The organism is Mycobacterium sp. D16R24 (assembly GCF_002013385.1).
Classification (GTDB): Bacteria; Actinomycetota; Actinomycetes; order Mycobacteriales; family Mycobacteriaceae; genus Mycobacterium.
Genome location: NZ_MAEV01000010.1, coordinates 159592 through 180415 on the forward strand (window position 1 = coordinate 159592; position 20824 = coordinate 180415).

The following is a 20824-nucleotide window of genomic DNA, read 5'->3' on the forward strand; positions in this document are numbered from 1 at the left end:
GCGTCCCTGCGCACGCCTTGACCACGAGGCGCCCCAGCACGAAGGTTGTATGAGCTAACGATGAAACCCGTGAAACGTGAACCAACCCAGGACAATCCCCCTGGTAACCCCTCGATCGTCATCATCGGCGCTGGCTTCGCCGGAATTACCCTTGCACTTCGCCTCAAACGCGCAGGGTTCGACAGGGTCCTCATTGTCGAAAAGGGCGATGGTGTCGGGGGAGTCTGGCGGGAGAACACCTACCCAGGGGCGGCCTGTGACGTCCCGTCGCAGTTGTACTCGATCTCCTCGGCGCCGAATCCCAGGTGGGGTCGGCGTTACGCAGAACAAGGCGATATCCTCGCCTACCTTCGCCGCGTCGCCGACGAAAGTGGTTTGCTGTCCCTCCTTCGGACCAAAACCGAAATCGCTAAGGCGGCCTTCGATGAGCGCACGAACACATGGCGTCTGACCACGACTACCAGTCAGGAATTGGAGTGCGATGTCGTCATTTCGGCCGTGGGCCAGCTGTCCCGACCCTCAGTTCCTGATATTCCTGGAATCTCGGGCTTCGCGGGCCCGTCGTTTCATTCCGCGAATTGGGACCACGATCTGAATCTCAGCGGCAAGCGGCTTGCGGTCGTCGGCACCGGCGCTAGTTCGGTGCAGTTCGTCCCGGTGGTCGCCGCAGGCGCTGAGCACTTGGACGTTTTCCAACGGTCAGCCCCATGGGTGCTGCCCAAATTCGACCGTCAGTACGGTGGGCGGCATCACCAACTGCTGCGCAAGTTGCCCATTCTGCGGCTCAGCGAACGTCTGATGATTTGGACGATATTCGAGTTCTTGGCGTTGGCACTCGTCGACGCGAAGCCAGTAGCGCGAGTCTTGGGAGTCATCGCCCTCCGGCACCTAGGTCGCCAGGTGTCGGATGCCCGGCTGCGTTCCCACCTGACGCCGGACTATGCGCCCGGGTGCAAGAGGATTCTGTTCTCCAGCGACTATTACCCCGCGCTCGCACGTCCCAACGTTTCATTGGTCACCGACGATATCCGGGCAGTAGAACCTGGCGGAATCCGCACGGTGAACGGCGACTTCCACGCCGCCGACGTGATCATCTACGGCACTGGCTTCAGTGCCACCGAGTTTCTTTCCCCGATGGAGGTCTACGGCCGCTCGGACCGGAAATTGTCGGACGTGTGGGCGGATGGCGCGCACGCCTACTACGGCCTATCGGTGCCAGAGTTTCCGAATTTCCTCATGATGTACGGGCCCAACACCAACGTGGGATCCGGGTCCATCGTCTACATGCTCGAATCGCAGGCCCGACACATCGTCAGGTTGATGAAGGTTCTCCGTGCCCATCCAGGAAGTGTTATCGAGGTCCGTGCCGATGTGGAGAAGCGCTTCAACGACCGGTTGAGTCGCCGCCTGGACAGATCCGTGTGGACTATGTGCACGAGCTGGTATCGCTCGGCGCGGGGGTCGATCTCTACCAACTGGCCCAGCCCGACCTTCTTGTATCGCCTTCGTGCGCGCAGGCCGAAGCGGCGCGCTTACGTCCTGTCGCGTCCCGCGCCCGCGAACTCGTCGCGCAGGGGGACACCCGAGCCGGCCAACACCCATCTGGCCGACATGCCCTATGCCCCAAGCGGGGCCGATAGCGTCGACTAGTGGCGGCTCTGTTCAGTGACGGGTATCCGAGGACGGCGGGGAGTCGCTGACATTCGAGCGGCAACTGTGACCGCCGTTGACAGGGTGGTCACCGGTGTAAACGATGGGTGAAATCCTTCCGATAATGCGAGAAACAACATCAAGGGGGCACTCGATGACCAAATCGCCGTCCGGTTCGGCAAGCAAGTCCCGTGACCGGCTGTTGTCGGTACTACTGAATCCCCTCCCGCAGCGCGTCGAGCGCGCTATCCAGGAGTGAGTCGACGATGGCCGGTTCGCGAACTTGCCGCGCCGCCGACCGGTAGCGGATTGAAGCCAGTTATCGGCGATCAGGGATTGCCTCTCGTTGGCCTTCGCCCGGAACTTACCGGCGGCACGCTCGGGGCAGAATGGTGATTTACTCGCCGCGCTATGTGAGGCGCGCGCCAGGACGGCGAACGCTTCACTGATGCGGACAGCATAAATCAAATGATCTTTCTGATGATGGCCGCTCATGACACGTCAACGATCACCACTGCCGCTGTGGCGTACTTCTTGGCGAAGAATCCTGAATGGCAGGATCGACTTCGTGCTGAGTCTGACCGTCTAGGCGACGATCTGTCGGACATTGAGGACCTGGAGGGGCTTACGGCGATGGACTTGGTCATCAAGGAGTCGCTCAGACTAGTTGCACCGGTACCGTTGGTTATGCGTAAGACGGTGACCGACACCCTAATTGATGGCTACTACGTCCCCTCCGGAGTGCTCGTCGTCATCACGCCTGCGGTCAACCACTTTGCGCCCACAGTGTCGACCGAGCCGGACCGGTTTGACCCAACGCGACTCGAGCCGCCACGGCGCGAGGATCAGGCCCACCGCTTCGCCTGGCTTCCGTTCGGAGGAGGCGCGCACAAGCGCATCGGGATGCACTTCGGCACCTTGGAGGTGAAGGCAATACTGCACGAGATGCTGCGGGAATTCACCTGGAGTCTGGATGACGGCTACCGCGTTCGGTGGGACAATACGTCCCTGCCTGTTCCCTGTCGACGGCCTACCTATTACGTTGTGTCGCCGATGATATCTAGGTCATTCCACGAGACTTTTGAGTGCTTAGCCGAGCACATCGCCCTTACAGGGCGCCGGCGGAATCGACGCAGTCCTCCAAGTGGCCTCGGAGATCCTCAACAAACCCCGGCGAACCGTAGTCGGCAAACCTACGCAAACTGCCGGAAAGGATGGTCATGCTAGAACCATCAACAGCCGTCGTCACAGGAGCAGGTCGAGGGATTGGTCTGGAGATCGCGAGACAACTCGCCGCTGCCGGTCACAAGGTTTTGCTCACGGATGTGGATGGCGACGCAGCGGAGCGCGCTGCCACCGAGGTCGGCGGTGGCGCTTGGAGCGCCACGCACGACGTACGAGATCCGTCGGGTCATCGGGAAGTCGCTGCTCAGGCTTTAGCCGCTGGCCCTCTGGCGGTGTGGGTAAACAACGCTGGGATCCTACTCGCGGGTAACAGCTGGAGTCACAGCGATGCCGAGATTGCGTCGATCCTCGATGTCAATGTACGAGGTGTCGTTGCCGGCTCACACGCGGCAGTTGTCGCTATGGGCGCGGGTGGGGGCGCGATCCTCAACATCGCGTCCCTCTCGGCTCTGGCGCCCATCCCTGGATTAGCGATGTACGCAGCAACCAAAGCGGCCGTATTGTCGTTCACCACATCGCTGCAGGGCGACCTTGACCATGCGGGATTGCCAATCCACGCACGGGCGCTATGCCCTGACGTGGTAAGTACGAAAATGGTCACCGACCGGGTTGCCGACCCTGGGGCGGCGCTTCTGTTCGCCGGACCGCGTCCAATGGATGCTGCGGCCGTGGCCCGCGCGGGACTCGAGTTGCTGGAGAGTCGCCAGATATTCCGGGTAGTTCCTCGGTGGCGTGGCGTAGTTGCGCGCACTAGCGATGCTGCGCCGTCGCTTGGATTGAAAGCTTTCGCGTTGATGCGCGGCGTCGGTGAGCGGCGCCAACGCAATCATCGTTGATGGCGGTGTCGAAGACGGAGGGTTTAGCGTGGGGAGGCTCGAATTGTACCTGGTCAGGTTTTCGGTTCGCAGAGTGGTAAGTGGGGATCAAGCTGGAATCCCAGTTCCTGCAGCCTGTCATTGATTATCAACCAGGTTTGCCGTGTCAACCGAATGACGAGTTCGTCACGAGTGGAGTCGCGATGGTCCAGCCACCATAGGACCGAAGCGTCCATCAAGCCCATGATGGCGGCGACATTGCGGTCTGCCGCCTCTGAGTCCTCGCCGTAGCGAGGAAAGTAACGGGCACCCGCGACGGCGAGTTCAGAGGCGAATGCGCTGCTGCCGGGCGCGGTCTTCTCGGTGCTGCGCCGATAGTGTCGGTTCACCAGGAACCGATAGAGGTTGGGGTGTTCGTCAGCCCACATGACGTGCTGAGTGACCGGCGCGCGTATCACGTCTAGCGGCGATCCCTGGACATCCAGAGTTAGGCGAATCTTCGCAGTGAGTTCGCGGTGGACGTGACGAGCCACGGCAAGATCGAGTTCTTCTTTACTTGCGAAGTGGCGGTAGAAGTGTGTGCGTCCCAAACCGGCCTTGTCTGCGATTTGGCCCGTGAGTGCGTGGGGCCCGTTCTCTTCGATTGCGCTGAGCGCCGCTTCGATGATCTGTTCACGACGTAGTTCACGGCCCGGCAACCTACTGGCCGCGCGGCGTACCGCTGTGGTGTCCACCCAGTGCTGTCGCTCCACGATGTCACCGTAACGCCCCGCGCTCTGGAAAGTTCTGGGTACGTGTTGTACCCGGCGTGCGATTCGTGGTACACCATGTACCCACAGGCGAAGCGAGACCATTGCGGGATCGGTGCGCAAGCAAACACAGTGAGGACTTTGTAATGGCAGCCAACCGCTCTAGCTGGATGGACGACGACCTCGACGCACTGCGGGATTTGGCACGTACGTTCTGTGAGAAGGAGGTCGCGCCGCACAGTGCCCGCTTCATCGAGCAGCACCACGTGGATCGGGACCTGTGGACCCGGGCGGGTGATCTTGGGTTGCTGTGCATGTCAATCCCCGAGCAGTACGGCGGAGGTGGGGGAACGTTCGCTCACGAAGCAGTCTTGATTGAGGAACAGGCCCGCATCGGCGATTCGGCATGGGGCGCGCCGCTTCATAGTGGAATCGTCGCCCACTACCTGCTCGAGTACGGCACCGATGAGCAGAAGGAACGCTTTCTTCCCAGACTGGCAACTGGTGAGATGGTTGGCGCGATTGCGATGACGGAGCCGGGCACTGGCTCCGATCTCCAATCTGTCACGACCAAGGCATCGCGCGTTGGAGACGAATACGTTGTCAACGGTTCCAAAACGTTCATCACCAACGGCGCTCAGGCCGACCTCATCATCGTCGTTGCGAAGACCGACCCCAGTGCCGGAGCGAACGGAATCTCGTTGGTTTTGGTCGAAGGCGATCGACCGGGCTTTCGGCGGGGTCGGGTGTTGGACAAGGTCGGTCAGCGCGGACAGGACACCTCCGAGCTCTATTTCGAAGATGTGCACATTCCGGTTGAGAACCTCCTGGGTACGACTGAAGGCCAGGGGTTCATTCAGTTGATGCAGCAACTTCCCCAAGAGCGATTGATCCTTGCGCTTGGTGCAGTGACAGTACTAGAAACAGCGCTCGAGTTCACTGTGGAATACACCAAAGATCGGCATGCCTTCGGCAAGCCCGTCTTCGCCTTCCAAAACACCAAGTTCAAGCTCGCCGAGGTCGCCACCGACGCCCACATCAGCCGCGTTTTCATCGACGACTGCGTCGCCCGCCATCTGCGCGGTGAACTCGACATCCCCACCGTCGCGATGGCGAAATGGTGGACTACTGAGCGTGCGATGGTCGCCCTTGATGACTGCTTGCAGCTCCACGGCGGCTACGGCTATATGACCGAGTATCCCATCGGCAGGATGTGGGCCGATGCTCGCGTTCAGAAGATCTACGGTGGGACAAACGAGATTATGAAGGAGATCATTGCTCGGTCGCTTTAGATCGAATTCGACCGCTAGATTGGTTACGAGGGGCCGCGATAGCGAGGTGGCGTTCGCTTATCAAGTCGGTGGTGACTGTTCATTAGGCGGTCACTGTTCACTAGGCGGATACCCGGCGAGCTCGCTTCAAACGGGGGCCTTACTCGGCCGGCCTGGGCGCGCCGCGCCCGAGACAGGTTGACCTTGCTGCTGACGCCCTTCAGACGATATGCGCCGGCGGACGACCACCGGAGGCCTGCGTCGTCGACGATCACCCGCGTGGAGTCCCACCAACACTGCGCCTGGCCGCGCCGCCGCGCTCACTCGGCTGGCCAGGTTCACGGGGTTGCCGAACCAGTCGCCCGCGCGCGAGACCGCTGACCCGGACGCCACGCCAATCCTCAAGGAAGGCAGGTCATTTGCTGACGCGCTGTCGATCAGGTCCAGCATCGTCGTCACCAGCGGCGTCGGTCGTGATGAGACCAGCATGACCGCGCCCCGAGGGTTTCACGAATCTCAACCGGTGGGTTGGCAGCCTCGCGCGCAGCAGTCGCGAGTCGATTCGCGAGCCTCTCCAAATCGTCGGGCTGAAGCTTTCAACATGTTCAGCGCGCGAAGCCACGCATCATCTCCGTGGCCTGCCCGATGCCTTCCGTGAGGGCCCGCAATATGGCGACTGTTTCGTCTGGATTCCGGTTTCCGTGCTCAGCTCGCGCAGAGAGACGTACCGTCCCTCATCACCCAGTACGCGGCTTGTAGGAAGAAGGAGAGGGGTTGGGGCCACCAGTCGGCTTTGATCAATCGTGAAGCCCTGGGCATGCAGCCAGGCAATTAGATGAGTCCTTTCCTGGCGGCTGTCGCCCTCAAGACCGTCGTGCAGACATACTGAGCGAGGTCGTCTTCGTGTGTTGCTGACACCCTGGACCTGCTTAGTGCTGCGGCGTACCGGGACGCGGACAGGATGGTTCAGTGTTCACGCCGCGCACCTGGTGACTCGACGCGGGGACGCCGAGCACGGCGTGACCCATCGCAACGAGCAGCGCAGAGGTCTGTTCGGGAGCCAGGCCAGTGCCGCGGTAGTGCAAGATCGATTGAATGGCTCCGATCGCTCCATGAACCATCGCCCGAAGTTCAATCTCATCGACCGCGGGCCGCAATTCTCCGACGAGGTGTACCCACTCTTCTAGATAGAGTCGCTGCTTTCGGCGCAACCGGCTCTGGTGCTGATCCGACAGATTGTGCACTTCGCGGTAATACACCATTGCCAGCTCGCGTTGATCCATTACCAAGGCGACTTGGTCTGACACCAGCAGGGTCAGCGCCTCCGCCTCGTCGCGGGACTGCTCGACGATCGCCGTCGCACGCTTAAGGAGTTTGTCCACCACTCGCTCGAAGAGGGCCGCCAGTAGATCGCTCTTACTGTTGAAATGGCGATAGATGGCCGGCCCGACAACCCCTGATGCAACGCCGATGTCGGCCATGGAGACAGCGTGGTAGCCCCGCTCGGCAATCAACTCGGTGGCAGAGGCGAGAATCCGTTCCCGACGTTCGCCGCCGACCCGGGTACGTCCGGCAACGACCACCTTGTTCACTACTACCTTCCTTCGCTCGCAACCAGGGCTCGCGCAGCACTGCAGCGCCGGGAGCTACACTACGAACGTTAACACCTGCTCACAATCCCAGGTTGAGTTGAAATGTAGACGCCCAGTGGCAGGTGGCTGGCGCCTGCGCGTGTGATCCCCATTCGTGGATGTGCCCGCTCATTGGCCAAGATCGGCAACCGCGTGGGCAGATCGCTGCGCCCTCTTTGGATGTCCAGTTCGGCAAGGAACTGGACAAAGCCATCTCTCCGTCTGCCGGACGCTGTTGGCGTCATCCGATCGTCATCACATCGTTCGGCAACACGGCTTTGGCAAAGGGGCTACGTCAAGCAGCAGGCAGAGGACGGCGACTTGATTGGCGATACGTCGACAGAGTGGCCCGGCTACTCCAAATTCGGGATTTGTCAGGTCGCGCCGACAAGGGATTGCGGTATGTCCACGATGCGGGAGCGCAGGTACTCGCACAAGCCCTTCGCCTGGGCATCCGGCCGGGTCGAGGATGCCACGCCTTCCCCCAGCAGCCCGTGCACCACAACGTTGAGCGCACGCAGGTTGGGCAGCTCGAATCGCTCTATGCGCAGCTGCGCAGCCTCCGGGCCGAGCAGCCCGCGCAGTCGCTCGACGGTTAAGTGCTCGCGCACCCAGGCATAGCCGGCGTCGTCGCGGGCCCAGAGACCAATATTGGCGTTGCCGCCCTTGTCGCCGGACCGCGCGCCCAGAACCGCGCCCAGCGGCGCGCGGCATGTCGGCTCGGTCGGCGGCGCGGCTGCCGCGCTGCCCCGGACCTTCGCGGCCGGCACGCTACCGGTCGGCGGATCGGCGATCCTCCGGCGCTCACCGTTGGGCAGCACCACGACCTGCGTCACGCTCGACCGGGGCACGGTCGCTGGGCGATACACGCCGAACACTGACTCCGACGTGGGTGGCGTGGTGGTGTGGAAGCCGGCATACCCGGCCAGAGCGATCTCCATGATTGCGCTCGAGAACGCCCGGCCGACCTTGCGCGGGTCGGTGTCCTTGACCGTGATCCGCAAGTGCGCGCACGCCTGGTCGTTGGTGGGGGCGTCCGGTGTGTCGAAACGCAGAAACCGGACGTCGACCTCGGCGAAGGATCCCCGGCCGCCGAGGATGTCGAACAGCTGCTGCTGCGCGAACGCGGCTTTCGCCTCCAGGTCCAAGCCGGTGAGCACCATCGTCATGGTGTTCCGGTAGCCCCCGACCTCGTTCAGCGCCACCTTGAGCGTCTCCGGTGGCGGGCTGCCGGTGACACCCGTGATCGCCACCCGGTGCTCGGCCTGCTGGGCCAGCGAGATCGTGTCGAAGTGAGTCACCACGTCGGGCCCCAGATAGGCCGGCTCGGCGATCTCGTAGAGCAGCTGGGAGGTGACCGTACCGACCGACACCAGCCCCCCGGTGTCGGCGTGCTTGGTGATCACCGACGAGCCGTCGGCCGCCACCTCCGCGATCGGGAAGCCCGGGTAGCGACGGTCGGTGATCTCGTCGAGGAAGGCGTAGTTGCCGCCCGTGGCCTGTGGTCCGCATTCGATGACGTGGCCGGCCACGACGGCACCGGCGAGCCGGTCCCAGTCGGTGCGCTCCCACCCGTGCCACCAGGCGGCCGGGCCGACGACCAGCGAGGCGTCTGTCACCCGTCCGGTGACGACGACGTCGGCGCCCGCACCCAGCGCTTCGGCGATACCCCAACCCCCGAGGTAGGCGTTGGCCGAGACCGGCTTGACCTCACCGACCGCAGGGGTGATCGCGGAGAGGTTCCCGCGCAAGTCGTCACCTTCGATGTGGGCGATCCGGACGGTGATACCGAGCCGGTCCGCAAGCTCGCGCAATCTGACGGCCAGCCCGGCCGGGTTGAGCCCACCGGCGTTGGCCACGATCTTGATACCGCGGTCGGAACAGGTGCCCAACACCTGCTCCATCTGGGTCAGGAACGTGCGCGCGTAACCGCCCGCCGGATCCTTCGCCTGGGCCTTCGCCAGGATGAGCATCGTCAGTTCAGCGAGGTAGTCCCCGCACAGCACGTCGATGCTCTGCTCGCCCGTCCCGCCCTCGACCATCTCCCGCGCCGCGGCGATCCGGTCGCCGTAGAAGCCCGAGCAATTTCCGATGCGTACCGGGTCCCTCACGACACACCTCCGTCGAACTGTCCTGCGGTGCGCCCGCCACCGGGAGGTCCGGCGAAGGCCTGCGCGATGGAGAGCCACTGGTCGGCGAGCGGACCGGTGACGTGCAGTGCGGTGTCGTCGCGATGCCTGCGCTGGGTGACGAGCAGGCAGAAGTCGTGCGCAGTGCCGGTGACCCGGTTGGGCACGCCGTCGGGGCCCCAGGTCCACAGCGTGCCCCCCGGTGCGGTGAGCTCGACACGGACGGGTTCCTCGGGCACCTCCAGGCCGTTGGCCATGTAGCTGAACGCCCGCGCTCCCACGCCGATGTGGGCGACGTGGCGCAACCGGGCCGAGGGCACACGGGTCACTCCCAGCGCGTCGGCGATGTCCTGACCGTGCGCCCAGGTCTCCATGATCCGCGCGGTCAGCGAGGAAGCCGCGCTCATGGGGAGGCCGAACCACGGCACCCGCATCGAGGGGTCGATCGCTGCGAAGGCAGCGACGAGGGCGCGGCGCGCGCCGTCGAACCAGGACAGCAGCTCCGCTGTCGGCATCGGCCGGTAGCGCTCGGCGATGGTGTCCGGGGAGATCCGGCCGTCGGCGAGCATGGGCAGCACCTCGGCCGTGAACCCTTCGGGGTCGGTGGCTGAGCGCACCGCGGCGTCGTCGAAGAACGCAAGATGGCTGATCTGATCGCGGACCGCCCAGCCTGCCGCGGGGGTGGGCGCGTCCCACCCGGCTTGCCCCTCGGGCAGCTCGGCGATCAGTGACCACAGCTCGGCCGTTTCCGCCCCGATGTCGGTGATCAAGGACTCCATCGGCACGGCCACGTCTAACGTCCCTTCCAAACCGGTGTGCGCTTCTCGCGGAACGCGGCGGGACCCTCTAGCGCGTCGGCGCTGAGGTACACCGGCTCCCATATCTGGTCGGCGTGGGCGTAGGCCTCCGTCAGGTGGTGCGCTGCGGAGAGGTATACGGTCTTTTTTGCCGCGAGTACGGACAGCGGTGCGTTGGAAGCGATCCGCAGGGCGATCTCCTGAACTCGTACCCGCAGCTCCGCTGCGGGCACGACCTCGTTCACCATGCCTACCTCGCGGGCGCGCTCGGCAGTGATCGGGTCGCCGGTCATCAAAATCTGCAGCGCAATCCGCGGCGGCAGCAGCCACGACAGCGGGACAGCCCATGGCGAGCCGCGGCCTACCTTGACCTCGCTGACCGCGAACCTGGCGTGCTCGGCTGCGATGACGAGGTCGCACTGCTGGGCCAGTAGGAATCCGCCGGCGAAGGCGACGCCGTTCACCGCGGCGATGGTCGGCTTGGCGACCTGGATGTTGCGCCCGAATTGCGGCGCGAAGTCTGGCGGCGGAACCGTGAGCGCCGTCTCCGCCATCTCTTTAAGGTCCCCTCCGGCGCAGAACGCCTTATCGCCTGCCCCGGTCAGCACCAGAACCTTGGCGGAGTCGTCGGCGTTGAAGCGGTGAACGCTGTGGAACAGTCCCTGCCGGACCGCCCCGTTGAGCGCGTTCCGTGCCTCGGGGCGATTGATCGTCAACCAGGCCACCCCGTCGACGACCTCGTAGGTGATCGCTTCCTCGCTCATCAATCCCCGTCCTGATCGGCACCCGCCCTCCCGATGTGAGGGCTCGTTCACTCGCAGTACGTTACCCGGCAGAATGTCGCGAGGACCAGTTGGTGAGCGAACGCGTTGCGTCCGGCGGCGCAACCCGACCGGCGTGGCCAGCTCCGTAAATGTTGGGTTCGCCACCTCGTCGGCCGCATTCGGTTCGAGCGATTGACGAGATCGGATCCCAAGGCCGCAACACGGGGTTGCATTCGTACGTCAAGTCCTCGGCAAGAATGTGGCCCTCTTCGGCCTTTTGGGATTGGCACGCCGGAGGTGCTCCTTGCCACCGTTTCACCCTTGGCTCCCAGAAACAATCGGTGCCAAATGCTGTGAACGCATGCGTCGCCGCGGGGAACCGCTCGTCAGCGTCCGAGGACTTGAAAACCTTCCCATGCTTTCCGGCGGTCGGCGTGGGGGTCGTTGTCCACTCGCGAAGCGCGATCGAAGACGAGGACCGGACGGGCGTCGCTGGTGTAGCGCGGCCAGCCGTCTCCTGGAACTCCGGTGCGTGCGAAAGCATCCCAGCGCCCTTGCATGTCGTCGCTCACGCGTAGGGCCGAGCGGCGATCGGCTCCGGCGCTGAGTAGCCGACCGAGCGGCGTGCGGTAGGCGTCGAACACCGCAAGAAGCTCCGTCGCATGGGTGGCACCCAGCCCGGCCCATTGCAGAGTTCGCGGGGCGAAGTCATAGCGGTACAGATATGTGGGGGCGTGCCGACTGTGGGAATCCGCGAGCTGCCACAGTGTCGATCCGAATGTGAAGTCGGCCCCCAGTCGGATACAGGCATCGGGGGCCGGATATTCGGGATAGGCAGCAGTAATTCGCTCGCGACAGGTGGGTTCCGCTCCCGCTAGTAACGCTTCGATCTTGGCTTCGTTCGTCGGGAGGAGTTTGAGGAAGCGAGTGAACAACCGGCCCTCGTCGGCGTTCGTACCGACGATCAGCGGCACACGGTACGCCTTGCCGTCGCGCATCGCTTGAATGGGCTCGGACGGTAGATAGTCGGTTCCGAATGTGCATCCCACCGGGTAACCGCCAGCAAGGTCCGATGCACTCGTGGTGAGCAAGCGATCGAATGCATTCACCAGTTGAGCCGGACGCGCCGCCAACAGGAGGCGGGCGGGCTCCCGCTCGTCGGCGCAGAGAATGGATGCGAACTTGGCGGCGAACTCCGCGGCCAGCTCCTGGGAGCGGGATAGCGCGCCGGCCGGACTTTGTGAGATAGCCTGTGCGAAAAGCCCTTTCGCCGCTGGCACGGCCAGCAAAGTGGTAACGGCGTGCGCGCCCGCGCTCTCTCCGAAGATCGTCACGTTATCGGGATCGCCGCCGAATGCCGCGATGTTCTCGCGTACCCACCTGAGCGCCGACACGAGGTCACGCAAGTAGAGGTTGTCGTCAATATGGATGTCTGCGGTGGACAGCGACGACAGGTCGACAGCCCCTAGCGCGCCGAGGCGGTAGTTTGCCGATACGTACACGCAACCGCTGCGGGCAAGCGACGCGCCATCATAGATCGGTGTCGCGGAACTGCCCAGGAAGTACGCCCCGCCGTGAATGAAGAACATCACGGGCAGAGGTCGGTCCGAGCCGCCGTCGGGTGCAACGACATTGAGGGTGAGGCAGTCCTCGCTCATGGGCTGGAACTTGCCCGGACCGACGATGGTGTATCGGCGGGGCTGTGGAGCGCAGTAGCGGAATCGGTGGCAGGGTCGGACGCCGTCCCACGCTTCGACCGGCTGGGGAGCCTTGAACCGCAGCGCGCCGACTGGTGGCTTGGCGTAGGGAATGGAACGCCAGCGATTGACGCCGTCCCGCGTGAATCCTTCGATGGCGCCCGAGGTGAGTTCGGTGCGGACTGTCTTCGCTGGCATGTATCGACAATAGCGAATGACTATTCACACCAGCGCCCGGCTCTGCCGTTCAGTCGCCGTGTCGGGCACGGTTTGGCCTGCTACTGATGACTCACTCGACTTCGGTCAGCGGCCTCCACGGCCGTTCGGTGACGTCGTGGCTGATTCTTAAGCACCGGTTACTTCTTTTCAGAAGAAGAAGCTACCCATGACCGGCTATCTCCGGGCGTGCGGGGACATCCTCAGCGTTGTGAGCGTCGGTACTCGCTCGGAGAGCGGCCGGTCCATCGCTTGAAGGCGTGTGAGAAGTTAGCAAGATCGCCGTATCCGAGCTCGGTCGCGATCTGGCTTGCCGACATTGATCGGGTGATTAACAGCATCATCGCGCTCTCCCGCAGACACGACTGGCGCAACTCGCGAAACGTGGTGCCCTCTTCGGCGAGCCGGCGTTTGAGTGTGCTGGTGGATACCGAGAGTTCGTCTGCGACCCGCTGGCAACTTCGCTGTCCGGGATCCTCGTCCAACAACCGTCTCACCTTCTTGGAGAAGGACGTGGCTCCGCTCTGCTCGTCGAGGGTCCGCCTCAGCTCGGCGACGGCGAGTCGATACGCAAGGGGATCGGAGAACCGGCACACTTCATTGAGCGCGTTGACGGGAACATGAAGGTAGGACATCGGTGCGTCAAAGAACAGGCGCCCGGCTAGTACCATCTCTGCCGCGAGTTTGTTCAGGGAGACCGGCGCTGACCAACTCAAGTGGAGCGTGACGGTCAGCGCGTCACTGACGAGCATGTCCAGCAGTCGTAACAACGCCGAGCCGGTATATGTGACTGCTAAGCAGTCCAGGGCCCGATCGCCTGTGTGCCCCCAGAGCCCGACGGTGAGACCTTGGTCGTTTGGACGGAATTGTGCATTGATCGCCGTGGTGATCAACGGTAGATAGGTGAGCAGCTCGACGATCTCGGCTACCGAGCCTGCGCTGACCAGCGGGACGCTCAACGGGCCGAAAGATGTCAACTGTGCCTGTCCTGCAAACGAGAAGCCGAGCAGGGTTGCCCGGTCGACGTCTAGATCGGGGTACAGATCGCGAAACCACCGCAGTGGCGCCTGGACATCGTGCTGCATCAGCGTCGCCTCGTCGGTTCCCTCGCGCGCCATGATGGTGCGAAGCCGCGCGACGGCGTCCGGGTCGAGTGCCTGGCTCTCCAGCATTTGCACGAACGCGACCGGAGGCACACCGGCGTTGCTGAACTTCACCGATCGTGCCCCCTGAGCCCAATCCACAAGTTCCTGATCCGCGCAAACATAGCGGAAGCGCTCGGATTGGACAATCCTGTTAACAAGTATTCACATTCAGGGCAACTTAAGAGGAGTCGGTAATGGCCGTTGTCACTTTTGTCTCCCACGACGGCGACAAGCACCAGGTGCCTCTCGATGAAGGCCAGTCACTCATGCAGGTCGCGACCAACAATGCAGTGCCTGGCATCGACGGCGACTGCGGAGGCGAAGCGGCGTGCGGTACCTGCCACGTCGTCGTCGATCCGCAGTGGTCCGATCAGGTCGGCTCCTCCGGCGTCGGCGAAGAGGAGATGCTCGCGATGAACCCCGAGCGTCAGCCGACCTCTCGGCTGTCCTGCCAGATGACGGCCTCCGAGGCATGGGACGGCTTGATCGTCCATCTGCCGGAGTTCCAGATGTGACGACGAAGGGAAGTGGTCAAACATGGTAAAAATCTCTGAAAAGGTCGCCGAGAAAGTTCAGGCGACCATCCCGATCGACCTGCAGATTCAAGGTGCACACGCCTACGACAAAACTCGGCGTTGGGTGACCGGTACGAACGGGAAGAAACTCTTTGTAGAGCGTCCTATTCCGCCGGCCGAGGAGGTCGAACTCGCCGACATCGATCTCAGCAATCCTTTTCTCTATCGCCAGGGGCGCTGGCAGTCATACTACGAGCGCCTGCGTAACGAAGCTCCGGTCCATTATCAGCGGCACAGTGCCTTCGGCCCGTTTTGGTCCGTCACCCGGCATGCCGACATCGTGGCCGTCGACAAGAATCATGAGGTCTTCTCCGCTGAGCCATTGATCGTCATCGGGGTGCCGCCCCGCTTCCTGGATATCAAGATGTTCATCGCGATGGATCCACCACGCCACGACCTGCAGCGGGCGGCTGTCCAAGGGGTGGTCGCACCCAAGAACCTACGGGAAATGGAGGGTCTGATTCGCTCGCGCGTAAGGGAGGTGCTGGATAACCTCCCCGTGGATCAGCCGTTCGACTGGGTTCACGACGTCTCGATCGAGCTGACCGCTCGAATGCTTGCGACCCTGCTGGACTTTCCGTACGAGCAGCGTCGCAAGCTTGTCGAGTGGTCGGATCTGGCAACCTCGATGGAGCAAACCAACGGCGGTCCCTCGGACCTTGACGAGACGTTCGTCGGCATGCGCGCCATGGCCCGAGATCTCAGCCGGCACTGGCACGACAAGGCGGCCCGGACCGGTGCCGGAGAAGAGCCTGGGTTCGATCTGATCACCATGCTGCAGAGCAATGAAAGCACCAAAGACCTGATCGACCGGCCGATGGAGTTCTTGGGCAACCTTCTGCTGCTGATCGTCGGAGGCAACGACACGACCCGGAACTCGATGAGCGGCGGCGTTCTCGCGTTGAACCGCTACCCGGACCAGTTCGAGAAGCTGAAAGCAAATCCCGACCTGATCCCCAACATGAACTCCGAGATTATCCGATGGCAGACGCCACTCGCCTACATGCGCCGGATCGCCAAGGCCGACACCATGCTGAATGGTCAGTTCATTCGCAAGGGTGACAAGGTCGTGATGTGGTACGCATCGGGAAACCGCGATGAGCGCGTATTCGATCGGCCCGACGACTTCATCATCGACCGGGACAACGCCCGCAACCACATCTCTTTCGGGTTCGGCGTCCACCGCTGTATGGGCAACCGGTTGGCCGAGATGCAGTTGCGGATCCTGTGGGAGGAGCTGCTTCCTCGTTTCGAGAAGATCGAGGTCATTGGTGAGCCCGAATACGTGCAATCCAACTTCGTCAGGGGAATCAGCAAGCTGATGGTCCGCCTCACCCCGAAAGCCGGCGCATGACTTTGCATCGAGCGGTCATCGTGGGCGCCAGCCACGCGGGCGCCCAACTGGCGGCCAGCCTTCGTCAAGAAGGATGGGACGGCGAGATCGTCCTCGTCGGCAATGAATCGGCAGCGCCCTACCAACGCCCTCCGCTGTCGAAGGCATATCTGGCCGGGAACTGCACAGTCGACAAGCTCGCGATCCGCAGCGCCGAGTTTTACACAAAGCTGCGAATCGAAGTTCTGGATGCGACGGTGGAGGCAATCGATCGCGCAGCGGGTCACCTCTCGCTGAGCACCGGCGAGGTGCTGCCCTACGACAGGCTCGCGCTGTGCACGGGCGCGCGCCCCCGTCGGCTCTCCACCCCAGGCGCCGACCTGGCCGGAGTCTTCTACCTACGCACCGCGGCGGACGTCGAGATGATCCGAGACGCCACCAGACCGGGGCGTCGAGCCGTGATCATCGGCGGCGGTTACATCGGATTGGAGACGGCTGCCTCCTTGCGTGCGTTGGGTCTAGAGGTCACCGTGCTCGAGGCGACGGAGCGCGTCCTCGAACGGGTGACCGCCCCGGAGGTATCGGCGTTCTTCGACCGGATCCACCGGGAGGCGGGCGTCAACATCCAGACGGGCGCGCGGGTCGAGGCTCTGTCTGGCGACGGCAAAGTCGGCGAAGTAGTCCTGGCCGGTGGCGAATCGATTTCCGCCGACCTCGTCATTGTCGGCATCGGCGTTGAGCCGAACACCGAGCTCGCCGCTGCCGCGGGCTTGGTCGTCGACAACGGCGTCGTGATCGACGACCAAGCCCAGACCAGCGACTCCGCCATCATGGCCGCCGGGGACTGCGTCAGCCACGACATGGCTCGTTACGGCCGCCGTATACGTCTGGAGTCCGTGCCCAGTGCGGCCGAGCAGGCCAAAGTCGCGGCGGCGACTTTGTGCGGGAAGTCCAAGAAGATATCAGCGCTGCCTTGGTTTTGGTCAGATCAATACGACCTCAAGCTCCAGATCGCGGGTCTCAACACCGGGTACGACGAGGTGGTCCTCAGCGGCGACCCGACCCGCGACCGCGACTTCACCTGCTTCTACCTGCGTGCCGGCGAGCTCATCGCCGCCGACTGCATCAATCGCCCCCGCGACTTCATGTTCAGCAAGCGGGTCATTACGCAGCAGGTCCCCGTCGAACGGGCCGAACTCATGCTCGCCGGCTCGGTCTGAGGTCATGGCTGCATGGGCGATGGGACGGCGACTGCGATTGCGACGCGTGTGTCGGAGACGAACGTCAGCGAGAACCGCCATCCAACTCCGCTGGCCGCGGGGACTGGCTAGCGGATGCCGCCGGGCACCTCGGCGGTGTTACCGCAGCGCATCAGAAGCTAGTGGAGGTCGCCAACAGGCGTGACGATTTTTGCGGGGGGAGCATCGTCTTGAGTCGATGCTCGCGACTGTTCTGTTCTGACAACGAGATTGGTGGAGATTGACGGTGGCGGTATTCAAGGACGAGGACGAGGTCTATGCCTTCTTGGGTGGGATCTTTCAACGGGGCTTGGAGAAGGAGGGACTGGCGGACAAGCTCGCAAATTCGGGTGTGGTGTTACGGGTGCACTACACCGATCCGGACGCGGTGGTAACGGTGGACATGCCGAAGAAGGTGGTGGAGACCGGAGCGGCCAGTACCGCGGTGCCCAACGTGGAGTTGTTCATGTCGGCGGACACTGGAAACAAGTTCTGGCTGGGCAAGGTGAACCTGACGATGGCGATGGCCAAGGGGACGGTGCGCGCAAAGGGCCCGGTGCCGAAGTTGATCAAGTTGATTCCGCAGGCCAAGAATCTGTTCCCCGAGTACCGGTTGATGCTGCAGAGTCAGGATCGGCAGGACCTCATCGATGCGTGACCGTCGCCTCATCAAGGGTTGTCGGGCGGGCTCTCGATGAGGAGCACGATGCAGGACGTTGCGTTGACGGTGCCCGCGATCGTGGCCCATGCTGCGGCAGTCCATGGCGATCGCGAGGTGTTGACCGCACGCGGACCCCAACAGATCTCTGGGGTGTCGTATCATGAGTTGGGGCAGCGTGCGGCGCGGTTGGCGAATGCGTTGCGCGAGATAGGCATTTGTGGAGACGAGCGTGTCGCGACGCTGCAGTGGAGCAACCAGGAGCACCTGGACTGTTACGCGGCGGTGCCGTCGATGGGTGCGGTGCTACATACGTTGAATCTGCGGCTGCCACCTGAACAGCTGACGTGGATCGCCAATCATGCCGAAGATCAGGTGATCATCGTCGACGGTACGGTGCTGAACCTGTTGGCGGCGGCGTTGCCGTCGATGACCTCGGTGCGCACGGTGCTGGTGACCGGCACGGGTGATCTTACCGCAGTGCAGGGCTGCGGAAAGGACGTCCTTCGCTACGACGATGTGGTGGCAGCCCAGCCGAGCACGTTCGACTGGCCCGACGTCGACGAGCAGTCGGCCGCAGCGATGTGCTACACGAGCGGTACTACCGGGCACCCGAAAGGCGTTGTCTACAGCCACCGTTCGACGTGGTTGCACTCTCAATCGGCGTGCACCTCGAACGCCTTGGGCATCGGTCATGACGACACGGTGTTGGCGATCGTTCCGATGTTCCACGCTAATGCCTGGGGGTTGCCGTATGCGGCGATGATGGCGGGGGCGCAGCTTCTGCTGCCTGACCGTTTCCTGCAGGCGGGGCCATTGGTGGAGATGATCGAGGCGGCCCGGCCCACGATGGCGGGCGCTGTGCCGACGATCTGGACCGATGTCTTGCACTACCTGCGCGACAATCCCGGCCACGACGTGAGTTCGCTGGAGATGGTGGCGTGCGGTGGTTCGGCGGTTCCGAGGTCGTTGATGACTGCCTATGACGAACTGGGCATCCGAATCGTGCAGGCCTGGGGGATGACTGAGACCTCCCCGCTGGCTGCGGTCGCTCTGCCGCGGAACACCGACACCCCGGAGAGGTCCCTTTACCTGCGGGGAACCCAAGGCAGGGTAGTGGCCGGTGTGCAGGCGCGCATCGTTGATGACAGCGGTGCAGAACAACCTTGGGACGGACTGTCGGTGGGGGAGATTCAGATCCGCGGCCCGTGGATCACTCAGTCCTATTACGAGCATGACAGTCCGGCGGTGTCGCCGGACGGTTGGTTATGCACCGGGGATGTCGGGACCATCAGCGCCGATGCGTTCATCACTCTCACCGACCGCGCCAAAGACGTGATCAAGTCTGGAGGGGAGTGGATCTCCTCGGTGGAATTGGAGAACGAGTTGGCCGCTCACCCTGCAGTACGCACCGCCACGGTGATTGGAGTGCCCGACGACAAGTGGCAGGAACGGCCGCTGGCAGTGGTGGTCCTGGCCGCTGACTGCACCGCCACCGCTGCGGAGTTGACTGAGTTCCTGCGTGCACGGGTGGCCAAGTGGTGGCTACCGGAACGGTGGGCGTTCGTCGCCGACGTTCCGTTGACGTCTACTGGCAAGTTCGACAAGAAGAAGCTGCGCCGCCAGCATGCCGACGGTGAGCTCGCCGTCGAGACGCTGGCGTGAACCATCCACTGCTACGGAAGCACCGACGTTGAGGAGAGGACACACATGAAAACACGCGCTGCCGTGCTCTGGGGCTTGGGAGAGAAGTGGGAGGTTGATGAGATCGAGCTGGATCCGCCCGGTGCGGATGAAGTGCTGGTCCGGTTGACCGCCAGCGGGTTGTGCCATTCAGACGAACACCTGGTGACCGGTGATCTGCCGTTTCCGCTGCCCGTCGTCGGTGGTCATGAAGGCGCCGGCACCGTGGTCGAGGTGGGTGCAGGTGTCGAGGACCTGGCCGAGGGCGATTCGGTCATCCTGACGTTCCTGCCGTCTTGCGGGCACTGCTCTTACTGCGCGCGCGGGATGGGAAACCTGTGCGACATGGGTGCGGCGATCATGATGGGACCCCAGATCGACGGCACCTACCGCTTCCATGCCCGCGGCGAGGATGTCGGCCAGATGTGCTTGCTGGGCACGTTCTCGGAATACACCGTGGTGCCGAAGGCCTCCTTGGTCAAGGTTGACCACGGGACACCGTTGGACAAGGCGGCCTTGATCGGTTGCGGTGTCACGACCGGTTACGGCTCGGCGGTACGCACCGGTGACGTGCGCGCCGGGGATACCGTGGTCGTGATCGGCGCCGGCGGCATCGGCATGAATGCGATCCAAGGCGCCCGCATCGCTGGCGCGTTGACCATCGTGGCTGTCGACCCAGTGGAGTTCAAGCGCGAACAAGCTGGCGGTTTCGGCGCGACGCATGCCGTTGCCACCATCGATGAGGCCTGGTCACTGATCAGCGACATCACCCGTGGCAAACTCGCCGACGTCTGCGTCTTGACCACCGACGTCGCCGAAGGGGCCTACACCGCTGAGGCGCTATCACTGGTCGGTAAACGCGGCCGTGTGGTCATTACCGCGATCGGACACCCCGAAGACACGTCGATGTCGGGCTCGCTGCTGGAATTAACGCTGTATGAAAAGCAGATCCGCGGTGCCCTCTACGGCTCGTCCAACGCCGCCCACGACATCCCGCGGCTCGTCGAACTCTACAACTCCGGACAACTCAAACTCGACGAGCTGATCACCCGTGAGTACACCCTCGATGAGATCAATGAGGGCTACGACGACATGCGGTCAGGCCGCAACATCCGAGGACTCATCCGATTCTGACAGAGCACCGAAAGCAGGGAAGCGCAAAACGGCACCAAGCGAGCTCAGTACAACGATGGCGATGCTGCGGGTCAGGGGCTCTCACCGTTGACGCTTTGATGCGGATAGCGATCGAAAGCAATGTTTCCCATAGTCATAGGCGGTCGAGCTGCGC

The 20824-nt window shown here is 63.2% G+C and carries 17 protein-coding genes and 1 pseudogene; 10 read left to right on the top strand and 8 right to left on the bottom strand.

Annotation, left to right across the window (positions count from 1 at the left end):
• Positions 1–60 precede the first annotated feature (60 nt).
• The 3 genes and pseudogenes from B4383_RS08515 to B4383_RS08525 all read left to right on the top strand — a co-directional run bounded on the left by B4383_RS08515 (position 61) and on the right by B4383_RS08525 (position 3671).
• The gene (locus B4383_RS08515; RefSeq protein ID WP_068001988.1) at positions 61–1650 is read left to right on the top strand and encodes an NAD(P)/FAD-dependent oxidoreductase; all 1590 of its coding nucleotides are present in this window, start codon (positions 61–63) and stop codon (positions 1648–1650) included.
• A gap of 271 nt (positions 1651–1921) precedes the next feature.
• Positions 1922–2707, top strand: a pseudogene (locus B4383_RS08520) (cytochrome P450); the annotation flags it as partial.
• A 163-nt stretch (positions 2708–2870) separates the two neighbouring features.
• The gene (locus tag B4383_RS08525) at positions 2871–3671 is read left to right on the top strand and encodes an SDR family NAD(P)-dependent oxidoreductase (protein WP_109558230.1); all 801 of its coding nucleotides are present in this window, start codon (positions 2871–2873) and stop codon (positions 3669–3671) included.
• Positions 3672–3724: 53 nt separating this feature from the next.
• Here the strand turns inward: B4383_RS08525 and B4383_RS08530 are convergent, their stop codons facing one another.
• Complete coding sequence (locus B4383_RS08530) at positions 3725–4402, bottom strand: TetR/AcrR family transcriptional regulator (protein ID WP_225397498.1); 678 nt, start codon at positions 4400–4402, stop codon at positions 3725–3727.
• A 143-nt stretch (positions 4403–4545) separates the two neighbouring features.
• Between B4383_RS08530 and B4383_RS08535 the strand changes: the two genes are divergently transcribed.
• A complete protein-coding gene (locus tag B4383_RS08535) occupies positions 4546–5691 on the top strand; it encodes an acyl-CoA dehydrogenase family protein (RefSeq protein ID WP_011895443.1) in 1146 nt (381 codons plus the stop codon).
• 604 nt (positions 5692–6295) lie between these two features.
• Here B4383_RS08535 and B4383_RS27390 read toward each other — a convergent pair.
• From B4383_RS27390 to B4383_RS08570, 7 genes are all read right to left on the bottom strand, one after another.
• A complete protein-coding gene (locus B4383_RS27390; protein ID WP_078281695.1) occupies positions 6296–6640 on the bottom strand; it encodes an adenylate cyclase regulatory domain-containing protein in 345 nt (114 codons plus the stop codon).
• Positions 6600–7262: a TetR/AcrR family transcriptional regulator gene (locus tag B4383_RS08545; RefSeq protein WP_011895441.1), complete on the bottom strand. Its 663-nt coding sequence runs from the start codon at positions 7260–7262 to the stop codon at positions 6600–6602. The genes B4383_RS27390 and B4383_RS08545 overlap by 41 nt, the downstream gene beginning before the upstream one ends.
• Before the next feature lie 413 nt (positions 7263–7675).
• A complete protein-coding gene (locus B4383_RS08550) occupies positions 7676–9412 on the bottom strand; it encodes an acyclic terpene utilization AtuA family protein (protein WP_067992188.1) in 1737 nt (578 codons plus the stop codon).
• Positions 9409–10221 (bottom strand): TIGR03084 family metal-binding protein, encoded by an 813-nt coding sequence (locus B4383_RS08555; RefSeq protein ID WP_011895439.1) that lies wholly within the window; start codon positions 10219–10221, stop codon positions 9409–9411. The genes B4383_RS08550 and B4383_RS08555 overlap by 4 nt, the downstream gene beginning before the upstream one ends.
• Positions 10222–10223: 2 nt before the next feature.
• Positions 10224–10991 (bottom strand): enoyl-CoA hydratase-related protein, encoded by a 768-nt coding sequence (locus tag B4383_RS08560; protein ID WP_011895438.1) that lies wholly within the window; start codon positions 10989–10991, stop codon positions 10224–10226.
• 386 nt (positions 10992–11377) lie between these two features.
• Entirely contained in the window at positions 11378–12886 is a 1509-nt protein-coding gene (locus B4383_RS08565; RefSeq protein WP_067992190.1) for a carboxylesterase/lipase family protein, read from the bottom strand.
• A gap of 221 nt (positions 12887–13107) precedes the next feature.
• A complete protein-coding gene (locus B4383_RS08570) occupies positions 13108–14121 on the bottom strand; it encodes a helix-turn-helix transcriptional regulator (RefSeq protein ID WP_041800299.1) in 1014 nt (337 codons plus the stop codon).
• Between the two features lie 122 nt (positions 14122–14243).
• Here B4383_RS08570 and B4383_RS08575 point away from each other — a divergent pair, with 122 nt between their 5' ends.
• The 6 genes from B4383_RS08575 to B4383_RS08600 all read left to right on the top strand — a co-directional run bounded on the left by B4383_RS08575 (position 14244) and on the right by B4383_RS08600 (position 20670).
• Positions 14244–14564: a 2Fe-2S iron-sulfur cluster-binding protein gene (locus B4383_RS08575; RefSeq protein ID WP_011895435.1), complete on the top strand. Its 321-nt coding sequence runs from the start codon at positions 14244–14246 to the stop codon at positions 14562–14564.
• A 22-nt stretch (positions 14565–14586) separates the two neighbouring features.
• The gene (locus B4383_RS08580; RefSeq protein ID WP_011895434.1) at positions 14587–15978 is read left to right on the top strand and encodes a cytochrome P450; all 1392 of its coding nucleotides are present in this window, start codon (positions 14587–14589) and stop codon (positions 15976–15978) included.
• On the top strand, positions 15975–17177 hold the full coding sequence (locus B4383_RS08585; protein ID WP_067992193.1) for an FAD-dependent oxidoreductase: 1203 nt from the start codon (positions 15975–15977) through the stop codon (positions 17175–17177). The genes B4383_RS08580 and B4383_RS08585 overlap by 4 nt, the downstream gene beginning before the upstream one ends.
• A 265-nt stretch (positions 17178–17442) precedes the next feature.
• Positions 17443–17853, top strand: a complete 411-nt coding sequence (locus tag B4383_RS08590) for an SCP2 sterol-binding domain-containing protein (RefSeq protein ID WP_067992196.1) — start codon at positions 17443–17445, stop codon at positions 17851–17853.
• Between the two features lie 48 nt (positions 17854–17901).
• Positions 17902–19518 (top strand): fatty acid--CoA ligase, encoded by a 1617-nt coding sequence (locus B4383_RS08595; RefSeq protein ID WP_078290122.1) that lies wholly within the window; start codon positions 17902–17904, stop codon positions 19516–19518.
• Between the two features lie 45 nt (positions 19519–19563).
• On the top strand, positions 19564–20670 hold the full coding sequence (locus B4383_RS08600) for an NDMA-dependent alcohol dehydrogenase (RefSeq protein ID WP_067992199.1): 1107 nt from the start codon (positions 19564–19566) through the stop codon (positions 20668–20670).
• Positions 20671–20824 lie beyond the last annotated feature (154 nt).

What these genes read in the sequence shown, in the direction of transcription:
- B4383_RS08585 (WP_067992193.1), top strand. Translation starts at nt 15,975, where the DNA reads ATGACTTTGCATCGAGCGGTCATCGTGGGCGCCAGCCACGCGGGCGCC.
- B4383_RS08525 (WP_109558230.1), top strand. Translation starts at nt 2,871, where the DNA reads ATGCTAGAACCATCAACAGCCGTCGTCACAGGAGCAGGTCGAGGGATT.
- B4383_RS08575 (WP_011895435.1), top strand. Translation starts at nt 14,244, where the DNA reads ATGGCCGTTGTCACTTTTGTCTCCCACGACGGCGACAAGCACCAGGTG.
- B4383_RS08560 (WP_011895438.1), bottom strand. Translation starts at nt 10,991, where the DNA reads ATGAGCGAGGAAGCGATCACCTACGAGGTCGTCGACGGGGTGGCCTGG.
- B4383_RS08535 (WP_011895443.1), top strand. Translation starts at nt 4,546, where the DNA reads ATGGCAGCCAACCGCTCTAGCTGGATGGACGACGACCTCGACGCACTG.
- B4383_RS08515 (WP_068001988.1), top strand. Translation starts at nt 61, where the DNA reads ATGAAACCCGTGAAACGTGAACCAACCCAGGACAATCCCCCTGGTAAC.
- B4383_RS08580 (WP_011895434.1), top strand. Translation starts at nt 14,587, where the DNA reads ATGGTAAAAATCTCTGAAAAGGTCGCCGAGAAAGTTCAGGCGACCATC.
- B4383_RS08595 (WP_078290122.1), top strand. Translation starts at nt 17,902, where the DNA reads ATGCAGGACGTTGCGTTGACGGTGCCCGCGATCGTGGCCCATGCTGCG.
- B4383_RS08600 (WP_067992199.1), top strand. Translation starts at nt 19,564, where the DNA reads ATGAAAACACGCGCTGCCGTGCTCTGGGGCTTGGGAGAGAAGTGGGAG.
- B4383_RS08565 (WP_067992190.1), bottom strand. Translation starts at nt 12,886, where the DNA reads ATGCCAGCGAAGACAGTCCGCACCGAACTCACCTCGGGCGCCATCGAA.